Below are 21,471 nucleotides of genomic sequence, written 5' to 3'. Positions count from 1 at the left end.
GCGTATCATCGCGAGGCCGACACGGAGCCAGGCCCATGCGCAGGTACTGCCTCATCACGCCGTGCAGGGACGAGGCACGGTACGCCTCCCGGACGCTCGACGCGATCTTGCGCCAGACCGCGCCGCCCGCGTCCTGGGTGATCGTGGACGACGGCTCGAGCGACGCCACGCCCCGCATCCTGGCGGAGTACGCGGCGCGCGCGCCGTTCATCCGCGTGCTGCGGCGGCCGGACCGCGGCGACCGCAAGCTCGGCGGCGGCGTCATCGACGCGTTCTACACGGGGTACGACACGATCGATCCCGCCGCGTTCGACTACGTCTGCAAGCTCGACCTCGATCTCGACCTCCCGCCACGGTACTTCGAGCGCCTGATGGATCGCATGGAAGCGGACCCGCGCATCGGGACGTGCTCCGGAAAGCCGTACTTCTTCCACGGCGGCCCGCCGCCGGCGCAGGTCCGCTTCCCCCTCGACGACACGTCCGCGCTCACGTCCGAGATGCTCGCCGACGACAACTCCGTCGGGATGATCAAGTTCTACCGCACGCGATGCTTCGAGCAGATCGGCGGGTTCGTCCGCGAGCTGATGTGGGACGGCATCGACGGCCACCGCTGCCGGCAGCTCGGCTGGCGGGCGCTGTCGTGGGACGACCCCGAGCTCCGCTTCGTGCACCTCCGGCCCATGGGCACGAGCCACCGGAGCTGGTGGACCGGGCGCGTCCGGCACGGGTTCGGCCAGTGGTTCATGGGGACCGATCCGGTGTTCATGCTCGCCGCCGCGACGTACCGGATGACCCGGCCGCCCCGCGTCGTGGGCGGCCTCGCCATGCTGCGCGGCTACCTCGGAAGCATGCTCCGCGGCCATCCGCGCTACGGCGACGACGCGTTCCGGAGCTTCCTGCGCGGGTACCAGCGCGCGTGCCTGGTCCGCGGCCGGCGGCGGGCGCTCGCGGAGCTCGACGCACGCCAGGCGCGGGTCTGGGATCCCGAGCGGCGGCCGTCCGCGCCCGCCCGGGACGGAGCGGGCGCCGCGCGCGCCGCGGGATGATCGCCGCCCGGCGTCACGCCGGCGCGAGGTGGCGCTTCCGCGCCACGAACGCGGCGATCCGCGCGATCGACTCCAGGTTCTCCGGCGTCGTCTCCTGGTCGTGGACGCGGATCCCGAACTCCGCCTCGAGGAAGGCGATCACCTCGAGCATCCCCGTCGAGTCGACGTAGCCGCTCGACACGAGCAGCGTGTCGTCCGTGATCTCCGCGGGATCCGCGACGTAGAAGTTCTCCACCACGAACTGCCGCACCCGATCCTGGATCTTCATGCTCACCTCCCGGACGCGCCGATCCGGACGGCGGCGCCCCCCTGTCTCGAAACGCGATCGACGACGGTCTCGAACGCGGCCGGCGCACCACGCGCCGGCGCGCGGCGCACGAGCTCGCGGTGCAGGAGCCCCGTCGACAGGACGCCGACGAGCGCCATGTTGTCCGCATTGGAGAGCGGCGCGCCGGTGCTCGCGCGGCACTTCCTGACCAGCCGCGCGACGGCGGCGGGCTCGAACACGCCGGCGTCCGCGAGCGCGTCGTCGCTGAGGATCTCGGCGACCCACGCGGGCGCGTCCGGCGCCGTGAACGAGAGCGCGTCCGGCGCTCGGTACGGCTGCTTCGGGCGGCGGAGGATCTCGTCCGGCACGAGGCCGCGCGCCGCGCGCTTGAGGACGTGCTTCTCGTCGAGCCCCCGGAGCTTGTACGACGCGGGGAGCGCGTTCGCGAGCGCGATCACCTCCGCGCCCAGGAACGGGAACCGGCCCTCGACGGAGTTCGCCATGAGCATGCGGTCGCCCTGCGACGAGAGCAGGTAGGCCGACAGCAGCGTCCGCGCCTCCAGGTGCTGGTCCTGCGCGAGCGGCGCCCACGACGTGAACTCGCCGGGGAGCGACGCGAGCAGCCGCGCGACGACGTCGACGCGCCCGGCCTCCCGCCTGACCTCCCCCGTGAAGAGCCGCTGCAGCGCCGCGGCGGAGCGCCAGCGCGTGCCGTGCGCGAAGCCCGGCGCGGCCCACCGCTCGCGGCCGAGGCCGAAGAACTCGCGCGCCATCGCCTGCTGCAGGACGGGCGACCGCGCCAGGTACGGGTAGAGCCGCTCGAGCAGGCGCGGCCTCAGCGCCGATCCGGGCTGCCGGCCCCAGAACCGGCGGATCTTCCCCTCGCGGAACAGGTCGTACCCGGCGAACAGCTCGTCGGCGCCCTCGCCGGTGAGGACGACCTTGATCCCCGCGTCGCGCACGAGGCGCGAGAGCAGGAGCATCGGGGCCGGGGCGCTGCGGAGGAGCGGCCGCTCCGCGTGCGCCACGACCTCCGGAAAGATCTCGGCGATGTCGCGACGGCGGACCACGATGTCCCGGTGCTCGCTCCCGATCCGGTCGGCGACGGCGCGCTGGTAACGCGTCTCGTCGTACTCCGCGTCCTCGAAGCGCAGCGAGAAGGTCTGGAACGAGGCGCCCTTCACGCGCCGGCCGAGCGCCGCGACGAGCGAGCTGTCGAGGCCGCCCGAGAGGTAGCTGCCGACCGGCACGTCCGCGCGGAGCAGGCGGAGGCGGACGGCGTCCTCGAGGGTCGCGCGGACGCGCTCCGCCGCCTCCTCCACGCTCCCCGCGAACGCGTCGCCCGGGCCGGTGGGGAACCGCGGCCGCCAGAAGGCCCGGTCCTCGGTCCGGCCGCGCGCGACGCGGCGGACATGGCCGGGCTCGAGCTCCGTCACGCCCCGGAAGACGGTCTGCGGCGCGACCGCGCTCCAGAAGGTGAACGTCTCGGCGAGCCCGACCGGGTCGAGCGCGCGGGGCATCGCCGGATCGCCGGCGAAGATCGCCTTCACCTCGCTGGCGAACGAGAGGCGCCCCTCCCGCTCGCAGAGGTACAGGGGGCAGATGCCCATCGGATCACGCGCGAGCACGAGGACCTCGTCCCGCGCGTCCCACAGCGCGATGGCGAACTGGCCGTCGAACCGCGCGAACGCGTCGTCGCCCCAGGCCTCGTACGCGTGCACGACCACCTCGGTGTCGCTGCGGGTCCGGAAGCGGTGGCCGAGCGCGACGAGCTCCTCCCGCAGCTCGAGGTAGTTGAAGACCTCGCCGTTGAAGACGATCCACAGCGAGCCGTCCTCGTTCGAGAGCGGCTGCTGCCCGGTCGCGAGATCGATGATCGAGAGGCGCGCGTGCGCGAGGCCGGCGCGGAGGTCGCGATAGAGGCCGCGCTCGTCCGGGCCCCGGTGGCGGAGCGCCGTCGCCATCGCCTCGAGGTCCGCGCGTGCGGGGGGCGCAGCTCCCGCCCGCAGCACGACGATGCCGGCGATCCCGCACATCTCAGCCGCCCCGCGCCTCGCTCGCGAGGAGCGGCGCCTCGTGCAGGTACCGGCTCGCGCGCCGCTTCGCCTCGATGTCCCGGAAAACGCGCTCCACCTGCGCCGGCGAGAGCCCGAGCGCGGCCGCGACGTCCTCCGGGGGTGTGTCGTGGTCGTGCGCCCAGAGGCAGAGGTCCATCTCCGCGTACGGCAGGGCGAAGTAGAACTCCTCCTGTGTCTGCGCGAGCGAGAACGTGTCGGTGGTCGGCGGCCTTCGCCGGATCTCCTCGGGCACGTCGAGGTGCGCGGCGAGCGCGTAGACCTGGGTCTTGTACAGCCGCGCGATCGGCTTGAAGTCTGCGGCGCCGTCGCCCTGCTTCACGAAGAACCCCTGGTCGTACTCGAGCCGGTTCGGGGTGCCGGCGACGGCGAAGCCCAGGCGATCCGCGTGGTAGTACTCCATCATCTTCCGGACGCGCTGCTTGAAGTTCGTCGCCGCGACGAGCTGGAGGTAGGCGGCGGCGGTCATGCGCGACGCACGCTGCCGGCCTTCGGGGTCCTCCACCGTGAGCTGCGTGATGTTGAGCCGCTCGCCGTCGAGGAGCGACGGCAGCGTGAGCTTGCACCGCCAGCCGTCCCCGTACCCGGGGAACACCGAGCGGATCGCCTCGCGCTGACGCGCGTAGCACCCGAGCGCGTCCAGCGCGGGGCCGACGTCCTCGACGGCGTGGCGGATCCCGAGCCGGCCCGCGAGGAGCCGGCCGAGGCGGAGCGCGTCGGCCGAGGAGTCGCGCTCCGGCATGAGCAGCCCGAAGACGCGATCCGGGCCGAGCGCGCGCACGCAGAGCGACGCGACCACGGAGCTGTCGATGCCGCCGGACATCCCGACGACGGCACCGCGCCGCCGCAGCGTCCCGAGCACCTGCTCCCGGATCGCCGCCTGGATCGAGGCGGCGACCTGCGGAGCGTCGATGCGAAGCACCTCACGCGAGAACATGGCGCTCGATCCCCCCTGCACGAGCCACCGGCGCGCGCGCCCGCGATCTTCGGGGGCAACCGCGCCGGGTGAGTGCCACTCTACCGGAGCCACGAGGCGCACCCTACGCGTGCCCCGCTGCCGGCCCTTCCGTGACCGCGCCCCCGCGCAGGGGGAATGCGCGATACTCGGCTGCGCCGCGTCGGGACGGACGTGGCGTGCGTGACCGGATGCCACGCGCGTCCGGTGCGTCCGGCGAAGCGCGGAGCCGCGCGTCCGGGTACGGCGGAGCGGGGGACCACGATGGACTCACCCTTCCTGCACGAGTGGGTGTTCCAGCACGCCGCGCGGCGGCCCGGGGCGCCCGCCGTCGCGTCGCCCACCGCGCGCCTCACCTACGGCGACCTCGCCGAGCGGACCCGCGCGCTCGCCGCCGAGCTCGCCGCGTCCGGGGTCCGGCCCGGCGATCGGGTCCTGCTCGCGCTCCCGAGCACGCCGGCGACGGTGGTCGCGGGCCTCGCGGTGCACGCGGCCGGCGCGACCGCCGTCGAGGTGAACCGTGAGTGGAGCGCGGCGATCCTGGGCGACATCCTCGCCCGGAGCCGAGTCCGGCACGGGTTCCTGTGGGCGCGCGACGCCCGGACGTGGCGCGGCGCGGGCGCCGGCGCCCTCCTCGAGCGCGCCTGGGTCGTGCACCCCGGGCCGCTGCCCGCGGCGCTCCACGACGACCTCGGGATCCCCGCGACGTGGCTCCAGCTCGACGGGCGGCTCGACCCGCGCGCCGCGCCGGCGCCCTACCGGCCGCCCCCCGCGCCCGCGCGCGAGGCGCCCGCGCTCGTCCTGTACACGTCGGGGAGCACCGGACGTCCGCGCGGCGTCGTCCAGACGTTCGGGAACGTCGACGCGAACGCCAGATCCATCGTGGCGTACCTCCGGCTCGGTCCGGACGACCGCGCGCTGCTCGTGCTGCCGCTGTACTACTGCTACGGCCGGAGCGTGCTGCAGACGCACCTCCTCACCGGCGGGTCGGTCTTCCTCGACGGCCGCTTCGCCTTCCCCCGGTTGGTCCTCGAGGCGCTCGCGGCCGAGGGCTGCACCGGCTTCGCCGGCGTCCCGCTCACCTTCGAGATCATCCGCCGCCAGGTCGACGTCTCGACGCTGCGCTTCCCGCGCCTCCGTTACCTCACGCAGGCCGGCGGGCCGATGGCGCCCGACACCATCGCGTGGGTCCGGGAGGCCTTCCACCCTGCGTCGCTCTTCGTCATGTACGGCCAGACCGAGGCGACGGCGCGGCTCTCGTACCTGCCGCCGGAGCGCGCCGAGGACAAGAAGGGCTCCATCGGGATCCCGATCCCGGGCGTCGAGCTGCGCGTCGTCGGCGAGGACGGCGCCGACCTGCCCGCCGGCGAGGTCGGCCACCTGGTCGCGCGCGGCGCCAACGTGACCCCGGGCTACCTCGACGAGCCCGAGGCGACCGCGGCGATCCTGCGGGACGGCTGGCTCTGGACCGGCGACCTCGCGGCGCGGGACGCGGACGGCTTCTTCTTCCACCGCGGCCGCTCGAAGGAGATCCTGAAGATCGGCGGCCACCGCGTGAGCCCGGTGGAGATCGAGCACGTCGTGGCGCGCCACCCGGAGATCGCCGAGTCCGCCGTCATGGGCGAGCCGGACGCGCTGCTCGGCGAGGTGCCGGTCGCGTACGTCGTGCCGCGCGCCGGCGCCACGCCGGCCGACGCCGAGCTCCGCCGGTTCTGCCGCGCGCAGCTCCCGGCCTGGCAGGTCCCGGTCCGGTTCGTGCTCGTGGACGCGCTCCCGCGGAACGAGGCGGGCAAGCTGCTCCGGGCAGAGCTCGCGCGGCGCGCCGGCGCCGCGTGATGCGGCGCCGCCGACTCAGCTCCCGACGTCCTTCTCCCGCTCCGGCTCCTCCTCGCGGACGGGGGCCGGCGCGCGCGCCCCGGCGGCGTCGCCGCCCGCGCCGTGCGCCCGCGCGAGCAGGCTGCGGCGCAGGACGCGCGTCGGGACGGGGAGGATGGCCGAGTCCGGCGGCACGTGCCGGGTGACGACGCAGTTCGCCCCGACCATCGACCGATCGCCCACGCGCACCCCTCCGAGGACGCGCGCGCCGACGTACACGTCCACCCGGTTCCCGAGCTTCGGCAGCCCGGGGAGCGGCCCCGTCCCGAGCGTCACGTCGTGGAACAGCAGGCAGTCCTCCCCGATCTCCACGCCGCGCGGCACGAGCACGTTGTTCGGATGGATGAGGCACAGCCCCGGGCCGATCCGGGCCTTAGAGGACAGGTCCACCTGGAGGAAGAGGTACCAGGGCAGGCGAACCATCCGGTACAGGGTCACGATCACGACCCGCAGCAGCGGGTTCCGGAGCGCGTGCGCCCAGACGCCGACCCGGTAGGTCGCCCCGATCCAGAACCCGAGCCGGCGGTGCCAGCCTCCCAGCTTCTCGTACCTCGCGGCGTCGCGTCTCAGCTCTTCGAGCAGCATCGTGGACCCCTCCATCGATCGGCTACGGGGCGGCGCCGAGCCCGGGGAGCGGCTCGCCCTTCCTCGCCGTCAGCGCGCGCCGCACGTACCGGATCGCGAGCGGCGCCCAGACCACCACCACGACCACGCCCGCCGCCAGGAACGCGGCGGCGGTCCCGCCGAGGGCTCCGGCCCGGCGGCCCGCGGCGGAGGCGACCAGCGCGCTCGCCGCGATGGCCCCCGTCAGCGCGACGTCTCGCGCGACGAGCCGCACGCGGCCCACCCGCAGGCCCGCCGAGGAGACGGCGTACTTCACCGCGTCGCTGGCGACGAGCCCGACGAGCGCGCCCCGGAACCCGTCCACGCGGAACCCGATGGGCAGCAGCACGAGCATGCTCGCGAGCTTCGCGGCGCGGTTCGCGGTGAGCCACCGCAGCCGGCCCTGCGCCAGGATCGCCGCGCTGTTCGTGGCCTCGAGGATCTGGAACCACCCGGCGACCGCGAGCAGCTGCAGCACCCAGCCGGCCTCCCGATACCGCGCGTCGTACAGGAGCCGGATGAGGTACGGGCCGGCCGCGAGGAGGCCGCTCGCGATGATCGCCCCGCCGAGCGCGAGCGGCGCGCGGGCGCGGTGGAAGGCGGCCTCGAACGCGCGCGTCTCCTGGAGGCGGCTGTACGCCGGGAAGAGCACCGCGCTCCCCAGCCGCTGGGCCGCCTGCGTCGGCAGCATCGCGAGGGCCGCGGCCACGCCGTACACGCCGAGGAGGTCGAGCGGGATCATCTTCCCGAGGACGAGCCGGTCCGACTGTCCGACGAGGAACGTCAGGATCGTGCTCACGAAGATCCAGCGCCCGAAGCCGAACAGCACGGAGAGGTCCTCGCGGGAGAGCTCGAACCGATGGCGGATCCCCGGGAGCGCCACGTGGCTCAGCACGAGGCGGAGCCCGCCGCCGGCCAGGCCGCCGACGACGACGGCCCACACCGCCGTCTCGCGCTCCGGGCCGGCGAGGGACCGGTGCGCGGCCGCGAGCGCGACCATCGTCACGATCCCGACGCCCTGAGCCGAGAGATCGACGAGCGTGAGCTGCCGGAGCCGGAGGTCGCGGGCGAGCGTGTGCATCGAGGTCGACTCGAAGCCGAGGAGCACGGTCGTGAGCCCCGCGACCGGCACGTACCACGCGAGCCCCGGCTCGCCGTAGAACGCCGCGAACGGCGCGGCGAGCGCGCACGCGCACATCCAGAGGACGATCCCGCGGCCACACTGGACGGTCCACGCGGTGCGCAGGAACCGTTCGCTCGCCCCGCCCCGGCGCTGGATGATCGCCGGCCCGATGCCGACGTCCGAGAACATCGCGAGGCCCTGCATGAGCGTCGTGATGAGCGCCATCACGCCGAACACGCGAGGGAACAGGAGCCGCGTCAGGACGAGGTTGCCGGCGAACCGGAGGAGCTGGCCGGCCGCGTAGCCGCCCATCGCCCACGCGGAGCTGGACGTCATCGAGGGCGTGGCGACGACCGCCTCGAGCGGTGCGCCTTCCGCCGCCGACGGGCCGATTCCCTGCGTCATCGCCTCCCCCTCCGCGGCCGGCGACGTGCCCCGCGAGGCTGCCTCAGGATAGGCGCCCGCCCCGCGGCCGAGAACCGGCGTGCCGCCCGGGACGGCGGGGCGCGTCCCGGAGCCGCGCCCCCCGCGGATGCGTGCGACGAAGACCGGGCCCGGCTCGGCGCCGGCACCGTGGGCGACGCCCCACGGACGCGGTTCGCTTCCGGGTTCGCTCCTATTGGCGCGACAACGGCGGCGGGCCGGCGCCCATTCCCCTCCGCAGGAGGGCATGTCACTGTTCGTGCTCGATGACCGGGGCGCCAGGCGTCATCGCTGCGGGTCCTCGGGCGGACGTTCCGGCGCTCCGCCCGCGGATCGCGTATCTCGTCAGCCAGTACCCGGCGCCCTCGCACACGTTCATCCGTCGCGAGATCGCTGCCCTCCGCCGGCGGGGGGTGCTCGTCGACGCGTACTCGATCCGCCCCGGCGAGTGCCTGTCGGAGGCCGACCGCGCGGAGCAGGCGGGCACGTTCTACGTGCTGCGGCCGCCGTGGCGCGCGTTCGCCGGAGCGCTGGCGTGGAGCTTCGCCCGGAGCCCGCGCCGCTGGTTCGTCACGCTCGCGGCGACGATGCGCCACCGGCTGCCGGGGGCGGCCGCGCTCGTCCGGTCCGGCTTCTACTTCGCCGAGGCGATGCGGCTCGCGCGCGAGCTCGACCGGCGGCGGACGACGCACCTCCACGACCACTTCGCCAACGCGGCGGCCCAGGTCGGGCTCGCCGCGGCGCGGTACCTCGGCCTCGGCTGGAGCCTCTCCGTGCACGGCCTCTCCGACTTCGACGGCCCCACCGCCCCCCTCCTGGCGCAGAAGATCGCCGCGGCGGAGTTCGTCGCGTGCGCGACGCGGCACGGCCGCGCGCGGCTCGTGCGCCTCGCGCCCGAGGGCGCGTGGAGCAAGCTCCACGTCGTCCGCTGCGGCGTGGACCCGGCCGCGCTGCCGCACGCCGAGGCGCGCCGCCCGCCCCGTCCCGGAGAGCCGCTCGAGCTCGTGTCCGTCGGGCGCCTCGCGCCGGAGAAGGGCCACGCCGGCCTCGTCGAGGCGTTCGCCGAGGTCCTCCGGCGCGGCGTGGACGCCCGCCTGACCATCGTGGGCGGCGGGAGCGAGGAGGGCCGGATCCGCGCGGCCATCGCGGCGCACGGCGTCGAGGGGCGGGTGGCGCTCCGGGGACGCCAGCCGGAGCGCGTCGCGCTCGAGGCCATGGCGCGCGCCCACGTGTTCGTGCTCTCGAGCCTCGCCGAGGGACTCCCCGTCGTCCTCATGGAGGCGCTCGCGCTCGAGCTCCCGGTCGTGGCGCCTGCGATCGCGGGGATCCCGGAGCTCGTGGTCCACGGCGAGACGGGGCTCCTCTACCCCGCGGGCGACTGGCGCGCGCTGGCGGACCGGGTCTGCGCGCTCGGGGCGGATCCGCAGCTCCGCGCCAGGCTGGCGGCGGCGGGACGCGCCCGCGTCGCCGAGGAGTTCGACGCGGATCGGGCCGCGGCACCGCTCGCCACCCTGTTCGGCGCGCGCGGCCCCGCGACCGCCGCGGCAGGCGGCCTGCGGCGCGCGGAGCCCTGAGGGACGCCCGGCATGTACCTCCTCACCATCCACGTCCCGATCCTCGTCGACGGCGACGCGCTGCTCGTCCAGACCGACTGGAAGCGGTCGCTGCTCCTCCTGCGCGACTCGCTCCAGGGGCTGTTCGGCCAGGTGACGGTCCTCGCGCCCTCGCTCCCCGTCGCGGCGAACCCCGGGACGCAGCCCCTCGATCGCGTCTCTCCGTCCGACGACCTCCGGCTCGTCCCGAGCTTCGACGTCCGCTGCCGCGCGCGGGAGTACTGGCTCCGGGAGCGGCGCCGGTGGGTCCACGACGTCGACCGGCTCGTCGCGGAGGCGCGCGTGGTGCACGCGGGCGTCAACGACGTCTACCGCCCGATCTGCTTCGAGGGGATCCGGGCCGCGGTCCGCCGCGGGACGGCGTGCGTGTTCGTCGAGGACACGGACGTTCCGTACGCCGTGGAGCAGGCGACGCACGGTGCGTCCGCCGGCGAGCGGCTCCGCGGATGGGCGTACGGCCGCGCCTACGAGGCGATGGGGCGGTGGGCGGTCCGGCGCGCGGATCTGAGCCTGCTGAAGGGCGCCGCGGTGATGCGCCGGTACGCCGGCTTCGCGCGGAACCCACGCGCGTTCCACGACACGTCCTACCGCACGGCGGAGGTGATCCCGATCGGCGAGCTCGACGCCCGCGTGTCACGGCTGCGGCCGGGCGGTCCGCTCCGCTTCGTCTACTGCGGGCGCCTCATCGAGAGAAAGGGGCTGCTCCGCTCGCTCGCCCTCCTCCGCGCCGCGATCTCCCGGGGCGCGGACCTGACGTTCGACGTGATCGGCGACGGCCCGCAGCGGGCCGAGCTCGCGGCGGCCGCCGCGGTCCCGCCGCTCGCGGGGCGGGTCCGCCTCCTCGGCGCCGTCGAGTACGGCCCCGAGCTGCTCCGGCGGCTCCGCGCGTACGACGCGCTGCTCTTCACCTCGACGCTCGAGGAGACGCCGCGGATGATCTTCGACGGCTACGCGGCGGGGCTGCCGCTCGTCGCGACCGACATCCCGTACGTGAAGGAGCGCCACCGCGAGGACGGGGCCGTCGTCGTGCTCGACGGGAACGACGACCGCGGCTCGGCGGAGCGCCTCGAGGAGGCCTGGCGCCGGCCCGACCTCCTCGCCGGGCTCGCGCGCGCGGCCCGCGCCGCCGCCCTCTCGAACTCCGCGGACGTCTGGTACGGCCGCCGCGCCGAATGGACCTTCGACGCGGTGGCGCGGCACGACGCGGCGCATCGCGCCCGGACGCCGAGCGCCACGGGGTCCGGATGACGACCGCGATCTCCCGCGCGCGCCTCCTGGCGCGCGACGCGCTCCTCGAGGCGTGCTACCGGACCGGCGCGACGCGCCCGGACCGCGCGCTCCGCGAGCGGCTCACGATCGTCACGTTCCACCGCGTGCTCCCCGCGGAGCTGGCACGTGAGTACCCGATCGACACGCTCGCGGTCACGACGGAGGAGCTGGCCTGGTGCCTCCGGTTCCTCGCGGATCACTTCACCTGCGCCACCCTCCGCGACGCGTCCCGGGCGTTCGCGTCGGGCGAGGCCGCCCGCCGGCCGTGGCTCGCGGTCACCTTCGACGACGGCCAGCGCGACAACTTCGAGCACGCGTTGCCGGTACTCGGGCGCGCCGGCGTGCCCGCGACCTTCTTCGTCCCGGTGGACGCGGTCGACACGGGCGAGCCGCTCTGGCACGACCGCCTCGCCTGGGCGGTCGCGCGCGGGGGCGCCCGCGACCGCACCGCGGCGGCGGCGCTCCGGGCGGCGCTGGGCGTCGACGGCGAGGCGCCCGCGGCCGCCCTCGTGCGGCGCGCCCTCGATCACGCGAAGCGCCTCGACGACCGCGCGCGGGCGGAGTTCGTCGCACGGTGGGAGGCGCGGCTCGGCGGGCCGGCGCGGCCGGCGTGGGACGGGATGATGACGTGGACGCAGGTGAGGGCCCTCGCCGCGGCAGGACACGAGATCGGCTCGCACTCGATGTCCCACGCGATCCTGACCTCCTGCGACGACCGGGCGCTGGAGCGCGAGACGCGCGCCTCGCGCGACCTCCTGCGGCGCCGCACCGGGTGCGACGTGGAGTCCTTCTGCTATCCGAACGGCGATCACGACGCGCGCGTGCTCGCGGCCGTCCGGCGCGCCGGGTACGCACGCGCGGTCACGACGCGATGGGGACCGAACGACCGGTCGGCGCCGGAGTTCGCGCTCAGTCGCTGCGACATCCAGGGCCGTACGTCGCGGTCCGCGCGCGGCACGCTCTCGCCGGCGCGGCTGGCGTGGCGGCTCACGGGCCGCTCCGCGCCGCGCTCGAGGTGATGCGTGAATCGGCGCACCCGTGGTCGGATGAGGTGCGCCAACATCACACCCGCTTCCCTCGACCATGGAGGGTTTTTCCGACCCAGGGAATCGCGTACAGACCTCGCCTGTCCCATGACATCGGTACGCGTCTCGCGCGGCCCGAACCCTCAGCTCCCAGCAAGCGAGGTCCTGATGATCGTCCGCCGCTCGTTCGCCCCCATCGTCGCCGTCGTCGCGCTCCTGCTCGCGTGCGGAGGCTCCGGTCCCGGCTCCGAGGACGTGCTCGGGTTGATGCCGCCGCCAGGCATCGTCGCGCAGGCGGCGCTGGACGTCGTCTGGTCCATCCAGGAGGCGAGTGGCTGCGGCTCGATCACGAGCGCCGGCGTGTACACCGCGCCGACGGCGCCGGCGACCTCGGCGTGCCACATCGTGGCGCGCGTCGCGAACGACACGACGGCGAGCAGCGTCGCGACCGTCACGATCGCGGCGGCGCAGACGCCGCCCCCGGCGCCGCCGCCGCCGGCCGGCACGTCGGGCGACGCGATCTCCCGCTGCGCGAGCGATCCGATCCGCTCGACCGGAACCGTCTACTACGTCTGCAGCTGCGACTCCGGCGCCCAGGCCGGATGCGCCGCCGGCGACGACGCGAATCCGGGGACGTCCCCCTCCGCGCCGAAGCGCACCTTCTCCGCGGCCCAGGCGCAGTTCCGGGGCATGAACGCGGGCGACACCGTGGCGCTGTGCAAGGGCGGGAGCTGGGTCAACGTCGCGTCGACCTCGCCCCACTGGGTGAACTCGCGGTGCAACGCCACGAGCACCTGCGACCTCCGGGCCTACGATCCGCCGGGCACGAGCGGCCGCGCGAGGCCGTACGTCGACATCACGTCCACCGCGATGGACTTCTGGAACGCGAGCGGCGGCACCAAGGGCTACCGGTTCCAGGGGATCAGCTGGCACGGCCGCAGCGGCGCGTACGGCTTCTACACCGCGACGCGGAACCTCTCCGACGTGATGCTCTGCGACAACCGCTTCGACGGCTTCAACGTCGCGGTGGGCCCGATGATCGACCGGCTCTACGTCGTGTCGAACCAGATCGTGAACAGCGCGACGCAGGGGTTCATCGGCGGCTCGAACTACGGGCGCATCGAGAACAACACGTTCGACAACAACGGCACGGCGGTCGGGCACCACTCCATCTACCTCGGCGCGGGGATCACGGACGGCGGGACCAACCTGACGATCCGCGGCAACCACTCGACCCGCTCCTCCCAGAGCAACGGGAGGTGCATCGGCACGCACATCGTGGCCCACGGCCAGTTCCAGAACCTGCTCATCGAGGGGAACACGATCGAGGAGAGCGGCACCTCCGCCGACCCCGGCTGCTGGGGGATCGGGATCCTCCGCGACTCCGAGGTGCCGAGCGGCTCGATCCCTCCCGAGTACTTCCGCAACGTGACGATCCGCGGGAACACCATCCGGAACGTGGGGAACGCGCTCATCGCGCTCGGGCAGTGCGAGAGCTGCGTGGTCGAGAACAACCTGCTCATGCCCGGCCCGACCATGGGCGGCACCGCGGTCTACGGCACGCCCAACAACTACGCGCCGCAGACCGGCACGAACGGCTCCGACGCGGACACGACGAACCTCGTCGTCCGCAACAACACCATCTACTCCACGGGCGGCCAGGCCTCCGGCATCTCGTTCGAGCGCGCCGGCGGCGGTGGGCACGAGATCTACAACAACGCCGTGTACGTCGTCGGCGGGAGCTGCATCCCGCAGACCGCGGGCGTCACCTACAACGCCTTCAACACGTGCACGACGGCGGCGACGTCCAGCTGGTTCGTCTCCGCCGGCTCCGACTTCACGCCGGCCGCAGGGTCGCCGCTCGTGAACGCGGGCACCACGCGCGGCGGCGCGACCCCGACGATCGACTTCCTCGGCACTCCGCGCGACTCGACCCCGGACATCGGCGCGTTCGAGCGGCACTGACCCGGCACGGGCGCGCGCGTCGACCGCGGCGATCGGCGCCTCGATCGACGCGCGCGGCACCCGGCCGGAGGTCCACGGCCGGAGTACCGCGGGGCGCGCGCGCTCGCCGCGATCGGCGCTCCGGCCGCGCATGGTAGGCTCCCTCCGCGGCGGAGGAGCGCGCACCGCGCGGCACGCGCGGCGGCCTGGCGCCCACGCCGGGGGGGCGTGCCGTGTCGAGCCGGAATGCCGGACCCGGACCTCGGGTCGCGTGGGCGCTCGTCGGGATCCTCACCCTCGGCGCGCTCGCGCTGCGGGCGTTCCGCCTCTCCTGGCCCGTCCTCTCCACGGACGAGTATGCGACGTACGCGTTCGCGACCGAGCCCGTCGCGCGGCTCCTCGGGCCCGACTACCGCACCGAGACCAACCCGCCGCTCTACTACCTGCTCCAGCGCGCCTGGCTCGTCCTCGGCGACTCGCCCGGGGCGCTCCGGACGCTGCCGCTCGTGTTCGGCGTCGCCTCCGTGCCGCTCGTCTACGCGCTCGGGCGCCGCCTCGCCGGCACGGGACCGGCGCTCGTCGCGTGCGCGCTCACCGCGATCTCCGAGATCCACGTCTTCTTCGGCCGCGAGGCGCGCGCGTACGCGCTGCTGACGTCGGCGAGCCTCGTCGCCCTCCTCGCCCTGGCGCGGCTCGCGAGCGCGTGGGGCGCGAGCGGGCTCGCCGACGGCGACGGCGACGCGGGCCGCGAGGCGAGCGCGTCGCGCGCGGGCGCCGGAGCGTGGCGGTGGTGGCTCGGGTACGTGGCCGCGTCGACGGTGGCGGTGTACGCGCACAGCACGGCCGTGCTCCTCGTCGTGCTCGCGAACGTGCTCGTGACCGCGCTCGTCCTGTCGCGGCGGCTGCCCGTGTCGTTCCTGTACCGCTGGATCCCGGCGAACGCGGCGATCGTCGCGCTGTACGCGCCGTGGCTCGCCGTGACGGTCGAGCAGTGCCGCTCCGTCCTGGCGGACTTCTGGATCCCGGAGTCGTCGCCGCGCTGGGTGGCGTCGCAGCTCATGGGCCTCTACCCGTGCCCGCGGTGGAGCAAGCCGGTCCTGTACGCGCTGCCGCTCGCCGGGGCGTGGCTCCTCCGCAGGCGCCCGCTGGCGCTCGCGTTCGTGCTCGTCTTCGCGGTCGGACAGCCGCTCCTGCTGTATCTCGCGAGCCTGGTCCGCCCGATGTTCTACGTGCGGCCGATGATCTGGACGACGCCGTTCGGGTACCTGCTCGCCGGCGTCGCCCTCTGCGCCGTGCGGCGGGTGGCCGGCGCGCCCGGCTTCGCCGCGGCCCTCGCCGCCGTCGCCGCCGTCGCGCTCCGCGGGACGGCGGCGCTCTACCCGGCCGCGCCGGAGGTCGCCGACACAGCGGGCTTCGTGGCGCCGCTCCGGGCGTTCGCGCCCGCGACCGACGCGCTCGTCGTCGCCCCTGCGCCGTTCGCGTGGCAGCTCCGGTACGAGACCCGGGCGGCTCCCGTCCCGAGGCCGTGGCTGGGCCTCACGTTCGGCGACAAGCCCGACCGCCTCGCGCCGTGGTACCCCGTCGAGGAGCTCCGCCGGGCCGAGCTCGTTTCGCGCCTCGAGGGGCTCGAGCGCGTCTGGCTCCTCCTCGAGGTGCACCACCTGTTCCCGCCCGCGCCGGGCGACGGCTTCGAGCCCGCCCTCGCCGACCTCGACCGATGGGGCGCGCGGGCCGCCGCGTGGCGATCCGGGAACCTGGAGCTCATCCGGTTCGATCGCGTCCCGCCCGCCGCGCTCGCCGGCGACGCCCGCGGGCGGCCCGGGACGGGCGCGGCGCGGTGATCCCGCGGCCGCCGACCCGCCGCCACGTCACGATCGCTTGTACTCGATGAGGATCGCCGGCCGGCTGCGAGCGCGCCCGGCGAGGTACTTGAGCTGCCCCTGGCACTCGGGGAACGCCGCGAGCACGGAGAACGCGGCGTACAGCCACGCGTCCGCCGGCGCCGCGCCGCGGCGGAGGGTGGCGCGGTACGAGCGGATCGTCTGCGTCGCGTACAGCGCGAGCGGGAGCAGGAGCGACGCGCCGCCCGTCGCCGGGACGGCGACGAGGGCCACCGCGGGCAGGAGGCCCCCGGAGACGAGGATGCTCACGTTCTTCCGGAGCCAGGGCCACTCCGGCGCAGCGCCATGCTTCGCGCAGCGCTCGGCGTAGGCGTGGCCGGCCCGGACCGAGCGCGTCCACCACTGGCCGAAGCGCGTCATCGCAGCGTCGTGGAGCGTCATCTCCGCGTCGATGCGGAGGATGCCCCACCCCGCGCGACGGAGCCGGAGACACAGCTCGGGCTCCTCCCCCGCGATGAGCGTCCCGTCGAACCCGCCGACCTGCCGGAACGCGGAGACGCGCATCAGCGCGTCACCCCCGCAGGACCGCGCCGGCCCGACGGGCACGTTCCACTCCATGTCGCAGAGCCGGTTCCAGACCGAGCGCCGCGGGAACCGCTCGCGCCTGCGCCCGAACACGACGGCGAGGCCCGACTCCGTCTCGAGCGTCAGGAGGCCCCGCGGGAGCCACTCCGCGGCCACCTCGCAGTCGCCGTCCACGAACTGCACGAGCTCGAGGTCCGGGCAGAGCTCGAGCAGCCGCTCGAACCCCGCGTTCCGCGCCCGCGCGGCCGTGAACGGGACGGCAGGATCGAGCGCCACGACCGCGCGGCACGTACGCGCCGCGAGCGCGGGGCTGCCGTCGGTCGATCCCGAGTCCACGTACACGACCGGCGCGCCAGAGGGCGCGAGCGAGGCGAGGCATCGCGCGAGGCGCTCTCCTTCGTTGCGGCCGATCACCACGACGCCGATCCGGGTCACCGCGCGCTCCCCGCGGGCGACGCGAGCGCCGCGCCGGCGACGACGACCGGCGCCGGCGCGCGGCCCTGAGCTGCCGCCGGGCGCCGCCGCCGGACCAGGCTCCGGACGTCGACGCCGGCCAGGGCGCCGCCCGCGACGAAGTACACGGGGTTGGTCATCGCGTTGAACAGCGAGTCCACCGCGAAGAGCGCGAGGACGACTCCGAGCGCCACCGCGGGTCCGGCCCCCGGCGCGGCCGCGCGCCGCCGCCGCAGCCGGACCGCGAGCCGGACCACGGGCAGCACCGTCGCTGCCGTGATGGCAGCGAGGCCGACCAGGCCGAACTGGCCGAGCGCGATCACCCAGAACCCGTCCGGCGTGGCCGCCCGCCCCTGGTCGTCGTAGGCGATCCAGCGGCCGTACCGGCCCCACCCGGTGATGGGCCGCTCCAGCGCCTTCGCGGCGAGCTGCTCCTCGTTGGCGAGCCGGAACCGGAGCGACGCGAGCCGGACCGGCGACGCGACGCGCGCGGCCGCGTCGAGGACCGCCGTCCTCGGGGCCTCGCCCGTGAGCCGCACCGCCATGTACGCGGGGGCGGCGAGGGCGAGCACGATCAGCAGCGCGCGGACCCGCGCTCCGTCGGCGAGGAGCAGCACGGAGGCGCCGACCGCGAGCAGGACGACGGCCCCCGTAGACTTGGTGAGGACGGTCGTCCCGACGAGCGCCACCGCGATCCACGGCATGCCGATCCCGCCGACGTCCCGGAGCGTTCGCCGGGTCCAGAGCGCGACCGCCAGGATCGAGCCGACCGCCATCCAGAGCGCGACCATCAGGCCGTGGTGCATGAAGACCATGGGCCGGAAGGTCCCGCCCCAGCGGACCGTCTGGTCGAACGCGTGCTGGTGGAAGCCGTAGAGCGCGGCGTGCAGCTGCGGGCTCATCCGGATCTCCCAGAGGCACAGGGGCACGTACACGAGCGCGCCCGTGAGGACGCCGACCGCGAGCGCGCGGACGCCGCCGCGGTCCGCGAGGAGCGTGCGTCCGAGGAGCCATGGCACGCCCCACCGCGCGGTGTTGAAGAGCACCGCCGCCCCGCCCTCGTAGGCGCCGAGCCCGTTCGCGAGGGAGGACACGAACGGCCATGCACACCAGATCGTCATCGGGAGGTCGACCAGGCGGGGCCGGAAGGCGGCGAGCCGCCCGGGCGCGAACGCGACGGCACCCGCGAGCATCCCCGCCGAGAGCACCATGTGCTTGTCGTGGTAGCCGGTGACGTCGTATCCGGCGACCGGCAGGAACAGCCACCCGCCCACGAGCGCCGCGACGAGCGCGCGGCGCGGCGGCAGCGACGCGAACAGCAGGAGCACGACCGGGATCCAGCCGAGCAGCGCAGCGTGCGTCGCGAGGTTCATGTCTCTCCACCCGCCCCGGGCGCGCCGGCGCCTAGGACCAGAGCCCCCATCGGCCGGACAGCATGACCGCCGCGGCGATCGCGGCGTTGCAGAGCGCGTGCGCGAGGACCGCGTCCCCGAGCCGGCCCCGGACGAGCCGAGCGATCGCGAACGCGACGCCCGCCGCGGTCCCCAGGATCCACCCACCGTGCAGCAGCCCGAACCCGAGCGACGACAGGGCGACCGCGGTCCACGTCCACGCCCGCGGCGGCACGCGCTCGAAGTCGGGCGAGACGAGCCACGGCAAGAGGAAGCCGCGGAACGCGAGCTCCTCCGCGAGCGGGACGACGAGGCAGGACCCGGCGACGCGGGTCGCGATCCAGGCCGCGCGCTCCGCCGGGCCCAGCCGGGCGACCGCGTCCGCGAGGCCCGCGCCGTCGCCCGCGCCGAAGGCGATCCACGGCACCGCCACGGCGCCCGCGAGGAGCACCGGCGGCCACGACCAGGACAGCACGGGGGGCGACAGCGACCGGCGGACGAGCAGCAGGGCGATCCCGGCCACCAGGATCCGCGCGCCGTACGCGCGGTCGAGCGCGCCCTCGCTCCACGCCCCGGTCACGAGCGCGGTCGCGATCGCCCCGAGGAGCGGGGCGACGTACGCCGCTGCCGCCGCGGGCACGCCCGGCGCGGCGACGGACGCGGCCGCTGCCGTCGCGTCCGGGCGCGGTGCCGGCGCGCGGCGCAGCCACGCCGCCCGCTCGGCGAGCGCGACGCTCCCCAGCGCCACCGCCGTGAAGAGGACCCAGCCGGCGCGCGAGTGGAAGCCGCCCAGCGCGAGCGCCTCGCGGCCCGACGCGCCGAGGAGCACGAGCGCCGCGATCCGCAGCACGTTCGCGGCGAGCGCCGCCGCCGCGCCGAGCGGAAGCAGCACGAGCGCGCGCGGGAGCCGGACGCGATCGCGGCTCGTCGCGATCCAGACCGCCTGGAACACGAGCACGAGCCCGAGCCCGTCCACTCCCGAGCAGACCTCGGAGATCTCCACGTCGAAGCCGCCGACGCCGATGAGCCGCTCCTCGAGCTCGACCGTCACGGGGGCCGCACCGAGCCGGAGCAGCGCCGCGGCGCCCCGGAGCGTCCCCTCCGAGAGGACGCCCCAGAGCCGCTCCGCCTCGAGCGCGCCCCGCCACGCGAGCAGCCCGGCGGCGAGCGCGAGCAGCGGCGTCCGCCAGCGCGTCACGACCCGGCGCGCCACCCACGCGAGCGGGGCGGCCGTGCGGACGGCGAGGAGGACCACCGCGACGAGGATCGCGAGCCACGCGGCGAGCGCCCCGCCGGTGAGCGGCGGCGCGCCCTCCGCCAGGATCCGCCGCGTGAGCGCAGCCGCCGCCGCGAAGGCCGCCACCTGGACGGCGAGCGCCGGCCCCGGCCGCCACGCCGGCAGCGGCGCCGCCGGCCCCGGCTCGGCGGAGCGGGACCCGCGAGCGAGGAGCACGCCGCCCACCGCGGCGCCGAGCGCGACGGGCACCGCGAGCCGGAGCGTGCGCACGACCGGCATGTACGGACCGTCGAGCGGCAGGTCCACCAGGATCGACAGCGCCAGGTACTCGGCCGCGAGCAGCGCGGCGGGAAGCCCCCAGCGCAGGGCACCGGACCGGTCCGCGGTGGCACCGGAGGCGGACGGGGCGCCGCCGGGCGGCGCGAGCGGCAGCGGCGGGGCGCTCATGGCGTGGGCTCCCCCCCTCCGCGCGCGTCGCCGCGCCCGGCCGGCGCGGCGCCGCCTCCGCCCGGCGTCCCGGCGGAATCGTCCCCCTCGCGGCTCCCGTGCCCGTTCCCGAGATCGCTCCCCGGCCTCCTCGCCGCGCGGGGCACGCGCGGGCCGTACTCGAACCGCGCCGAGACGAACACGCCGTACTCGGTGTAGGCGGGGAGCCCGGTCCCGGGCCGGGCGCGCTGCCAGTCGCTGGTCGCGCCGATCCCGAACCCGAGCCGCTCCGCCGGCGCCCAGTCCAGGCGGACCTCGGCGAACGAGTCGAACGCGCGCTGGGCGCCGGTCAACGACCGCCCCATCGCGCCGCGCGCCGCGACCTTCCACTGCGTCGAGATCTGCCACATCGACGAGGCCGCGGCGTGCAGCCGCTGGTTCGCGCCGCCGACGAGGGGGTCCAGGTACGGAGCGAGCCGGACCTCGAGGCGCGTGTCGATCCGGGCCGGACGCTGGAGGCTGTGCGTGATCGCCGCCTCCCCCGCGGGCTCCAGGCCAGAGAGATGGCGGTCGGGATACTCGACGCTGCGCAGCCACGACACGCCGACGGCGCCCGAGGCCTCGAGCGCGGGCGAGTAGCGGTGGGCGAGCCCGCTGCTCAGCGTCGCGTACCGGTACAGCGCCCCGGTGGCAGGCGTCCGCCCGGTGCCCGCGTCGAGGCGCGTCGCGAGGACGTCGTGCCGGGTCGCGTTCCAGGCGATGCGCCCCTCGGCCTCGAGGGTCTGCTGGACCGGGACGAGGACGCGCGAAGCCAGGTCGTCGCCGCCGCCCGCGGTCACGCGCACCCGGACCGCGCCGATCGTTCGCGGATCGAGCCGGCCCTCGACGTACCCGCGCCCCTCGATCCTCGCCGTCCGCACGATCGCGAGCGTCGGGACCGGGCTCGCCACGCCGGGGCTGCCGGTGCTCGTCCTCAGGTCGGTCGTCCCGGCCTCGCCGCCGACCGCCGCGTAGGCGCGCCACGTCGGCGAGAGGCGCGCGAGGAGGTGGAGGTCGCCGCGGTGGAGGACGTCGAGCTCGGCGGCGCCCTCGACCTGCGGCACGCGCAGGACGGGCGCGTACCCCGCGCCCACGTCGAGATCGACGCCGCGGAGGTCCAGGGCCGCCGCCGGCGTGGCCTCGATCGCGGTCGTCGTGAGGCTCTCGCCGGCCACCGTGGTGACGCGGGTCCGCTCGAGCGCGTCGACGCCGGCGCGGAGGTCGACGCCGGGCGCCCCGAGCACGAGCGCGGCGACGGTGACGAGCGCGCCGAGCATCTG

General features: G+C 75.6%; 16 protein-coding genes. 7 read left to right on the top strand and 9 right to left on the bottom strand.

Annotated elements, in window-relative coordinates; translation table 11 throughout:
* Positions 1-35 precede the first annotated feature (35 nt).
* Positions 36-1,046 (top strand): glycosyltransferase family 2 protein, encoded by a 1,011-nt coding sequence (locus AMOR_RS18240; protein ID WP_248353072.1) that lies wholly within the window; start codon positions 36-38, stop codon positions 1,044-1,046.
* A 13-nt stretch (positions 1,047-1,059) separates the two neighbouring features.
* On the opposite strand, the gene AMOR_RS18235 is transcribed toward AMOR_RS18240, so the two are convergent.
* From AMOR_RS18235 to nadE, 3 genes are read right to left on the bottom strand one after another with little or no spacing between them, the layout of a single operon-like run.
* A complete protein-coding gene (locus tag AMOR_RS18235) occupies positions 1,060-1,314 on the bottom strand; it encodes an acyl carrier protein (protein WP_248353071.1) in 255 nt (84 codons plus the stop codon).
* Positions 1,315-1,316: 2 nt separating this feature from the next.
* Positions 1,317-3,350, bottom strand: a complete 2,034-nt coding sequence (gene asnB / locus AMOR_RS18230) for an asparagine synthase (glutamine-hydrolyzing) (protein ID WP_248353069.1) — start codon at positions 3,348-3,350, stop codon at positions 1,317-1,319.
* Position 3,351: 1 nt separating this feature from the next.
* On the bottom strand, positions 3,352-4,326 hold the full coding sequence (nadE, locus tag AMOR_RS18225; protein ID WP_248353067.1) for an NAD(+) synthase: 975 nt from the start codon (positions 4,324-4,326) through the stop codon (positions 3,352-3,354).
* Between the two features lie 282 nt (positions 4,327-4,608).
* On the opposite strand from nadE, the gene AMOR_RS18220 reads away from it, so the two are divergent.
* Positions 4,609-6,180 carry a class I adenylate-forming enzyme family protein gene (locus tag AMOR_RS18220; protein WP_248353065.1) on the top strand — a complete coding sequence of 524 codons (1,572 nt, stop codon included), beginning with the start codon at positions 4,609-4,611 and terminating at the stop codon, positions 6,178-6,180.
* A gap of 15 nt (positions 6,181-6,195) precedes the next feature.
* Here AMOR_RS18220 and AMOR_RS18215 read toward each other — a convergent pair whose 3' ends face one another.
* Positions 6,196-6,804 carry a serine acetyltransferase gene (locus AMOR_RS18215; protein WP_248353063.1) on the bottom strand — a complete coding sequence of 203 codons (609 nt, stop codon included), beginning with the start codon at positions 6,802-6,804 and terminating at the stop codon, positions 6,196-6,198.
* Between the two features lie 22 nt (positions 6,805-6,826).
* Entirely contained in the window at positions 6,827-8,350 is a 1,524-nt protein-coding gene (locus AMOR_RS18210) for an oligosaccharide flippase family protein (protein WP_248353061.1), read from the bottom strand.
* 284 nt (positions 8,351-8,634) lie between these two features.
* On the opposite strand from AMOR_RS18210, the gene AMOR_RS18205 reads away from it, so the two are divergent.
* The 5 genes from AMOR_RS18205 (at position 8,635) to AMOR_RS18185 (ending at position 16,060) form a co-directional block, all read left to right on the top strand.
* Entirely contained in the window at positions 8,635-9,942 is a 1,308-nt protein-coding gene (locus AMOR_RS18205; RefSeq protein ID WP_248353059.1) for a glycosyltransferase family 4 protein, read from the top strand.
* Positions 9,943-9,954: 12 nt separating this feature from the next.
* Positions 9,955-11,229 (top strand): glycosyltransferase, encoded by a 1,275-nt coding sequence (locus tag AMOR_RS18200; RefSeq protein WP_248353057.1) that lies wholly within the window; start codon positions 9,955-9,957, stop codon positions 11,227-11,229.
* A complete protein-coding gene (locus AMOR_RS18195) occupies positions 11,226-12,269 on the top strand; it encodes a polysaccharide deacetylase family protein (protein ID WP_248353055.1) in 1,044 nt (347 codons plus the stop codon). The genes AMOR_RS18200 and AMOR_RS18195 overlap by 4 nt, the downstream gene beginning before the upstream one ends.
* 174 nt (positions 12,270-12,443) lie before the next feature.
* Positions 12,444-14,240: a right-handed parallel beta-helix repeat-containing protein gene (locus AMOR_RS18190; protein ID WP_248353053.1), complete on the top strand. Its 1,797-nt coding sequence runs from the start codon at positions 12,444-12,446 to the stop codon at positions 14,238-14,240.
* A gap of 212 nt (positions 14,241-14,452) precedes the next feature.
* The gene (locus AMOR_RS18185) at positions 14,453-16,060 is read left to right on the top strand and encodes a glycosyltransferase family 39 protein (protein ID WP_248353051.1); all 1,608 of its coding nucleotides are present in this window, start codon (positions 14,453-14,455) and stop codon (positions 16,058-16,060) included.
* Positions 16,061-16,087: 27 nt separating this feature from the next.
* Here the strand turns inward: AMOR_RS18185 and AMOR_RS18180 are convergent, their stop codons facing one another.
* The 4 genes from AMOR_RS18180 to AMOR_RS18165 are packed head-to-tail and all read right to left on the bottom strand — an operon-like array spanning position 16,088 to position 21,468.
* Positions 16,088-17,080: a glycosyltransferase family 2 protein gene (locus AMOR_RS18180; protein ID WP_248353049.1), complete on the bottom strand. Its 993-nt coding sequence runs from the start codon at positions 17,078-17,080 to the stop codon at positions 16,088-16,090.
* Entirely contained in the window at positions 17,077-18,471 is a 1,395-nt protein-coding gene (locus AMOR_RS18175; protein WP_248353047.1) for a hypothetical protein, read from the bottom strand. Before AMOR_RS18175 ends, AMOR_RS18180 begins: the two co-directional genes overlap by 4 nt.
* A gap of 31 nt (positions 18,472-18,502) precedes the next feature.
* Positions 18,503-20,173, bottom strand: a complete 1,671-nt coding sequence (gene xrtE / locus AMOR_RS18170) for an exosortase E/protease, VPEID-CTERM system (protein WP_248353045.1) — start codon at positions 20,171-20,173, stop codon at positions 18,503-18,505.
* Complete coding sequence (locus AMOR_RS18165; protein WP_248353044.1) at positions 20,170-21,468, bottom strand: hypothetical protein; 1,299 nt, start codon at positions 21,466-21,468, stop codon at positions 20,170-20,172. Before AMOR_RS18165 ends, xrtE begins: the two co-directional genes overlap by 4 nt.
* Between the last annotated feature and the right edge of the window lie 3 nt (positions 21,469-21,471).

It is taken from the genome of Anaeromyxobacter oryzae, from assembly GCF_023169945.1.
GTDB classification, from domain to species: Bacteria; Myxococcota; Myxococcia; order Myxococcales; family Anaeromyxobacteraceae; genus Anaeromyxobacter; species Anaeromyxobacter oryzae.
This window is presented reverse-complemented; position numbering and strand designations above follow the sequence as displayed.

What these genes read in the sequence shown, in the direction of transcription:
- AMOR_RS18240 (WP_248353072.1), top strand. Translation starts at nt 36, where the DNA reads ATGCGCAGGTACTGCCTCATCACGCCGTGCAGGGACGAGGCACGGTAC.
- AMOR_RS18235 (WP_248353071.1), bottom strand. Translation starts at nt 1,314, where the DNA reads ATGAAGATCCAGGATCGGGTGCGGCAGTTCGTGGTGGAGAACTTCTAC.
- asnB (WP_248353069.1), bottom strand. Translation starts at nt 3,350, where the DNA reads ATGTGCGGGATCGCCGGCATCGTCGTGCTGCGGGCGGGAGCTGCGCCC.
- nadE (WP_248353067.1), bottom strand. Translation starts at nt 4,326, where the DNA reads ATGTTCTCGCGTGAGGTGCTTCGCATCGACGCTCCGCAGGTCGCCGCC.
- AMOR_RS18220 (WP_248353065.1), top strand. Translation starts at nt 4,609, where the DNA reads ATGGACTCACCCTTCCTGCACGAGTGGGTGTTCCAGCACGCCGCGCGG.
- AMOR_RS18215 (WP_248353063.1), bottom strand. Translation starts at nt 6,804, where the DNA reads ATGCTGCTCGAAGAGCTGAGACGCGACGCCGCGAGGTACGAGAAGCTG.
- AMOR_RS18210 (WP_248353061.1), bottom strand. Translation starts at nt 8,350, where the DNA reads ATGACGCAGGGAATCGGCCCGTCGGCGGCGGAAGGCGCACCGCTCGAG.
- AMOR_RS18205 (WP_248353059.1), top strand. Translation starts at nt 8,635, where the DNA reads ATGACCGGGGCGCCAGGCGTCATCGCTGCGGGTCCTCGGGCGGACGTT.
- AMOR_RS18200 (WP_248353057.1), top strand. Translation starts at nt 9,955, where the DNA reads ATGTACCTCCTCACCATCCACGTCCCGATCCTCGTCGACGGCGACGCG.
- AMOR_RS18195 (WP_248353055.1), top strand. Translation starts at nt 11,226, where the DNA reads ATGACGACCGCGATCTCCCGCGCGCGCCTCCTGGCGCGCGACGCGCTC.
- AMOR_RS18190 (WP_248353053.1), top strand. Translation starts at nt 12,444, where the DNA reads ATGATCGTCCGCCGCTCGTTCGCCCCCATCGTCGCCGTCGTCGCGCTC.
- AMOR_RS18175 (WP_248353047.1), bottom strand. Translation starts at nt 18,471, where the DNA reads ATGAACCTCGCGACGCACGCTGCGCTGCTCGGCTGGATCCCGGTCGTG.
- xrtE (WP_248353045.1), bottom strand. Translation starts at nt 20,173, where the DNA reads ATGAGCGCCCCGCCGCTGCCGCTCGCGCCGCCCGGCGGCGCCCCGTCC.
- AMOR_RS18165 (WP_248353044.1), bottom strand. Translation starts at nt 21,468, where the DNA reads ATGCTCGGCGCGCTCGTCACCGTCGCCGCGCTCGTGCTCGGGGCGCCC.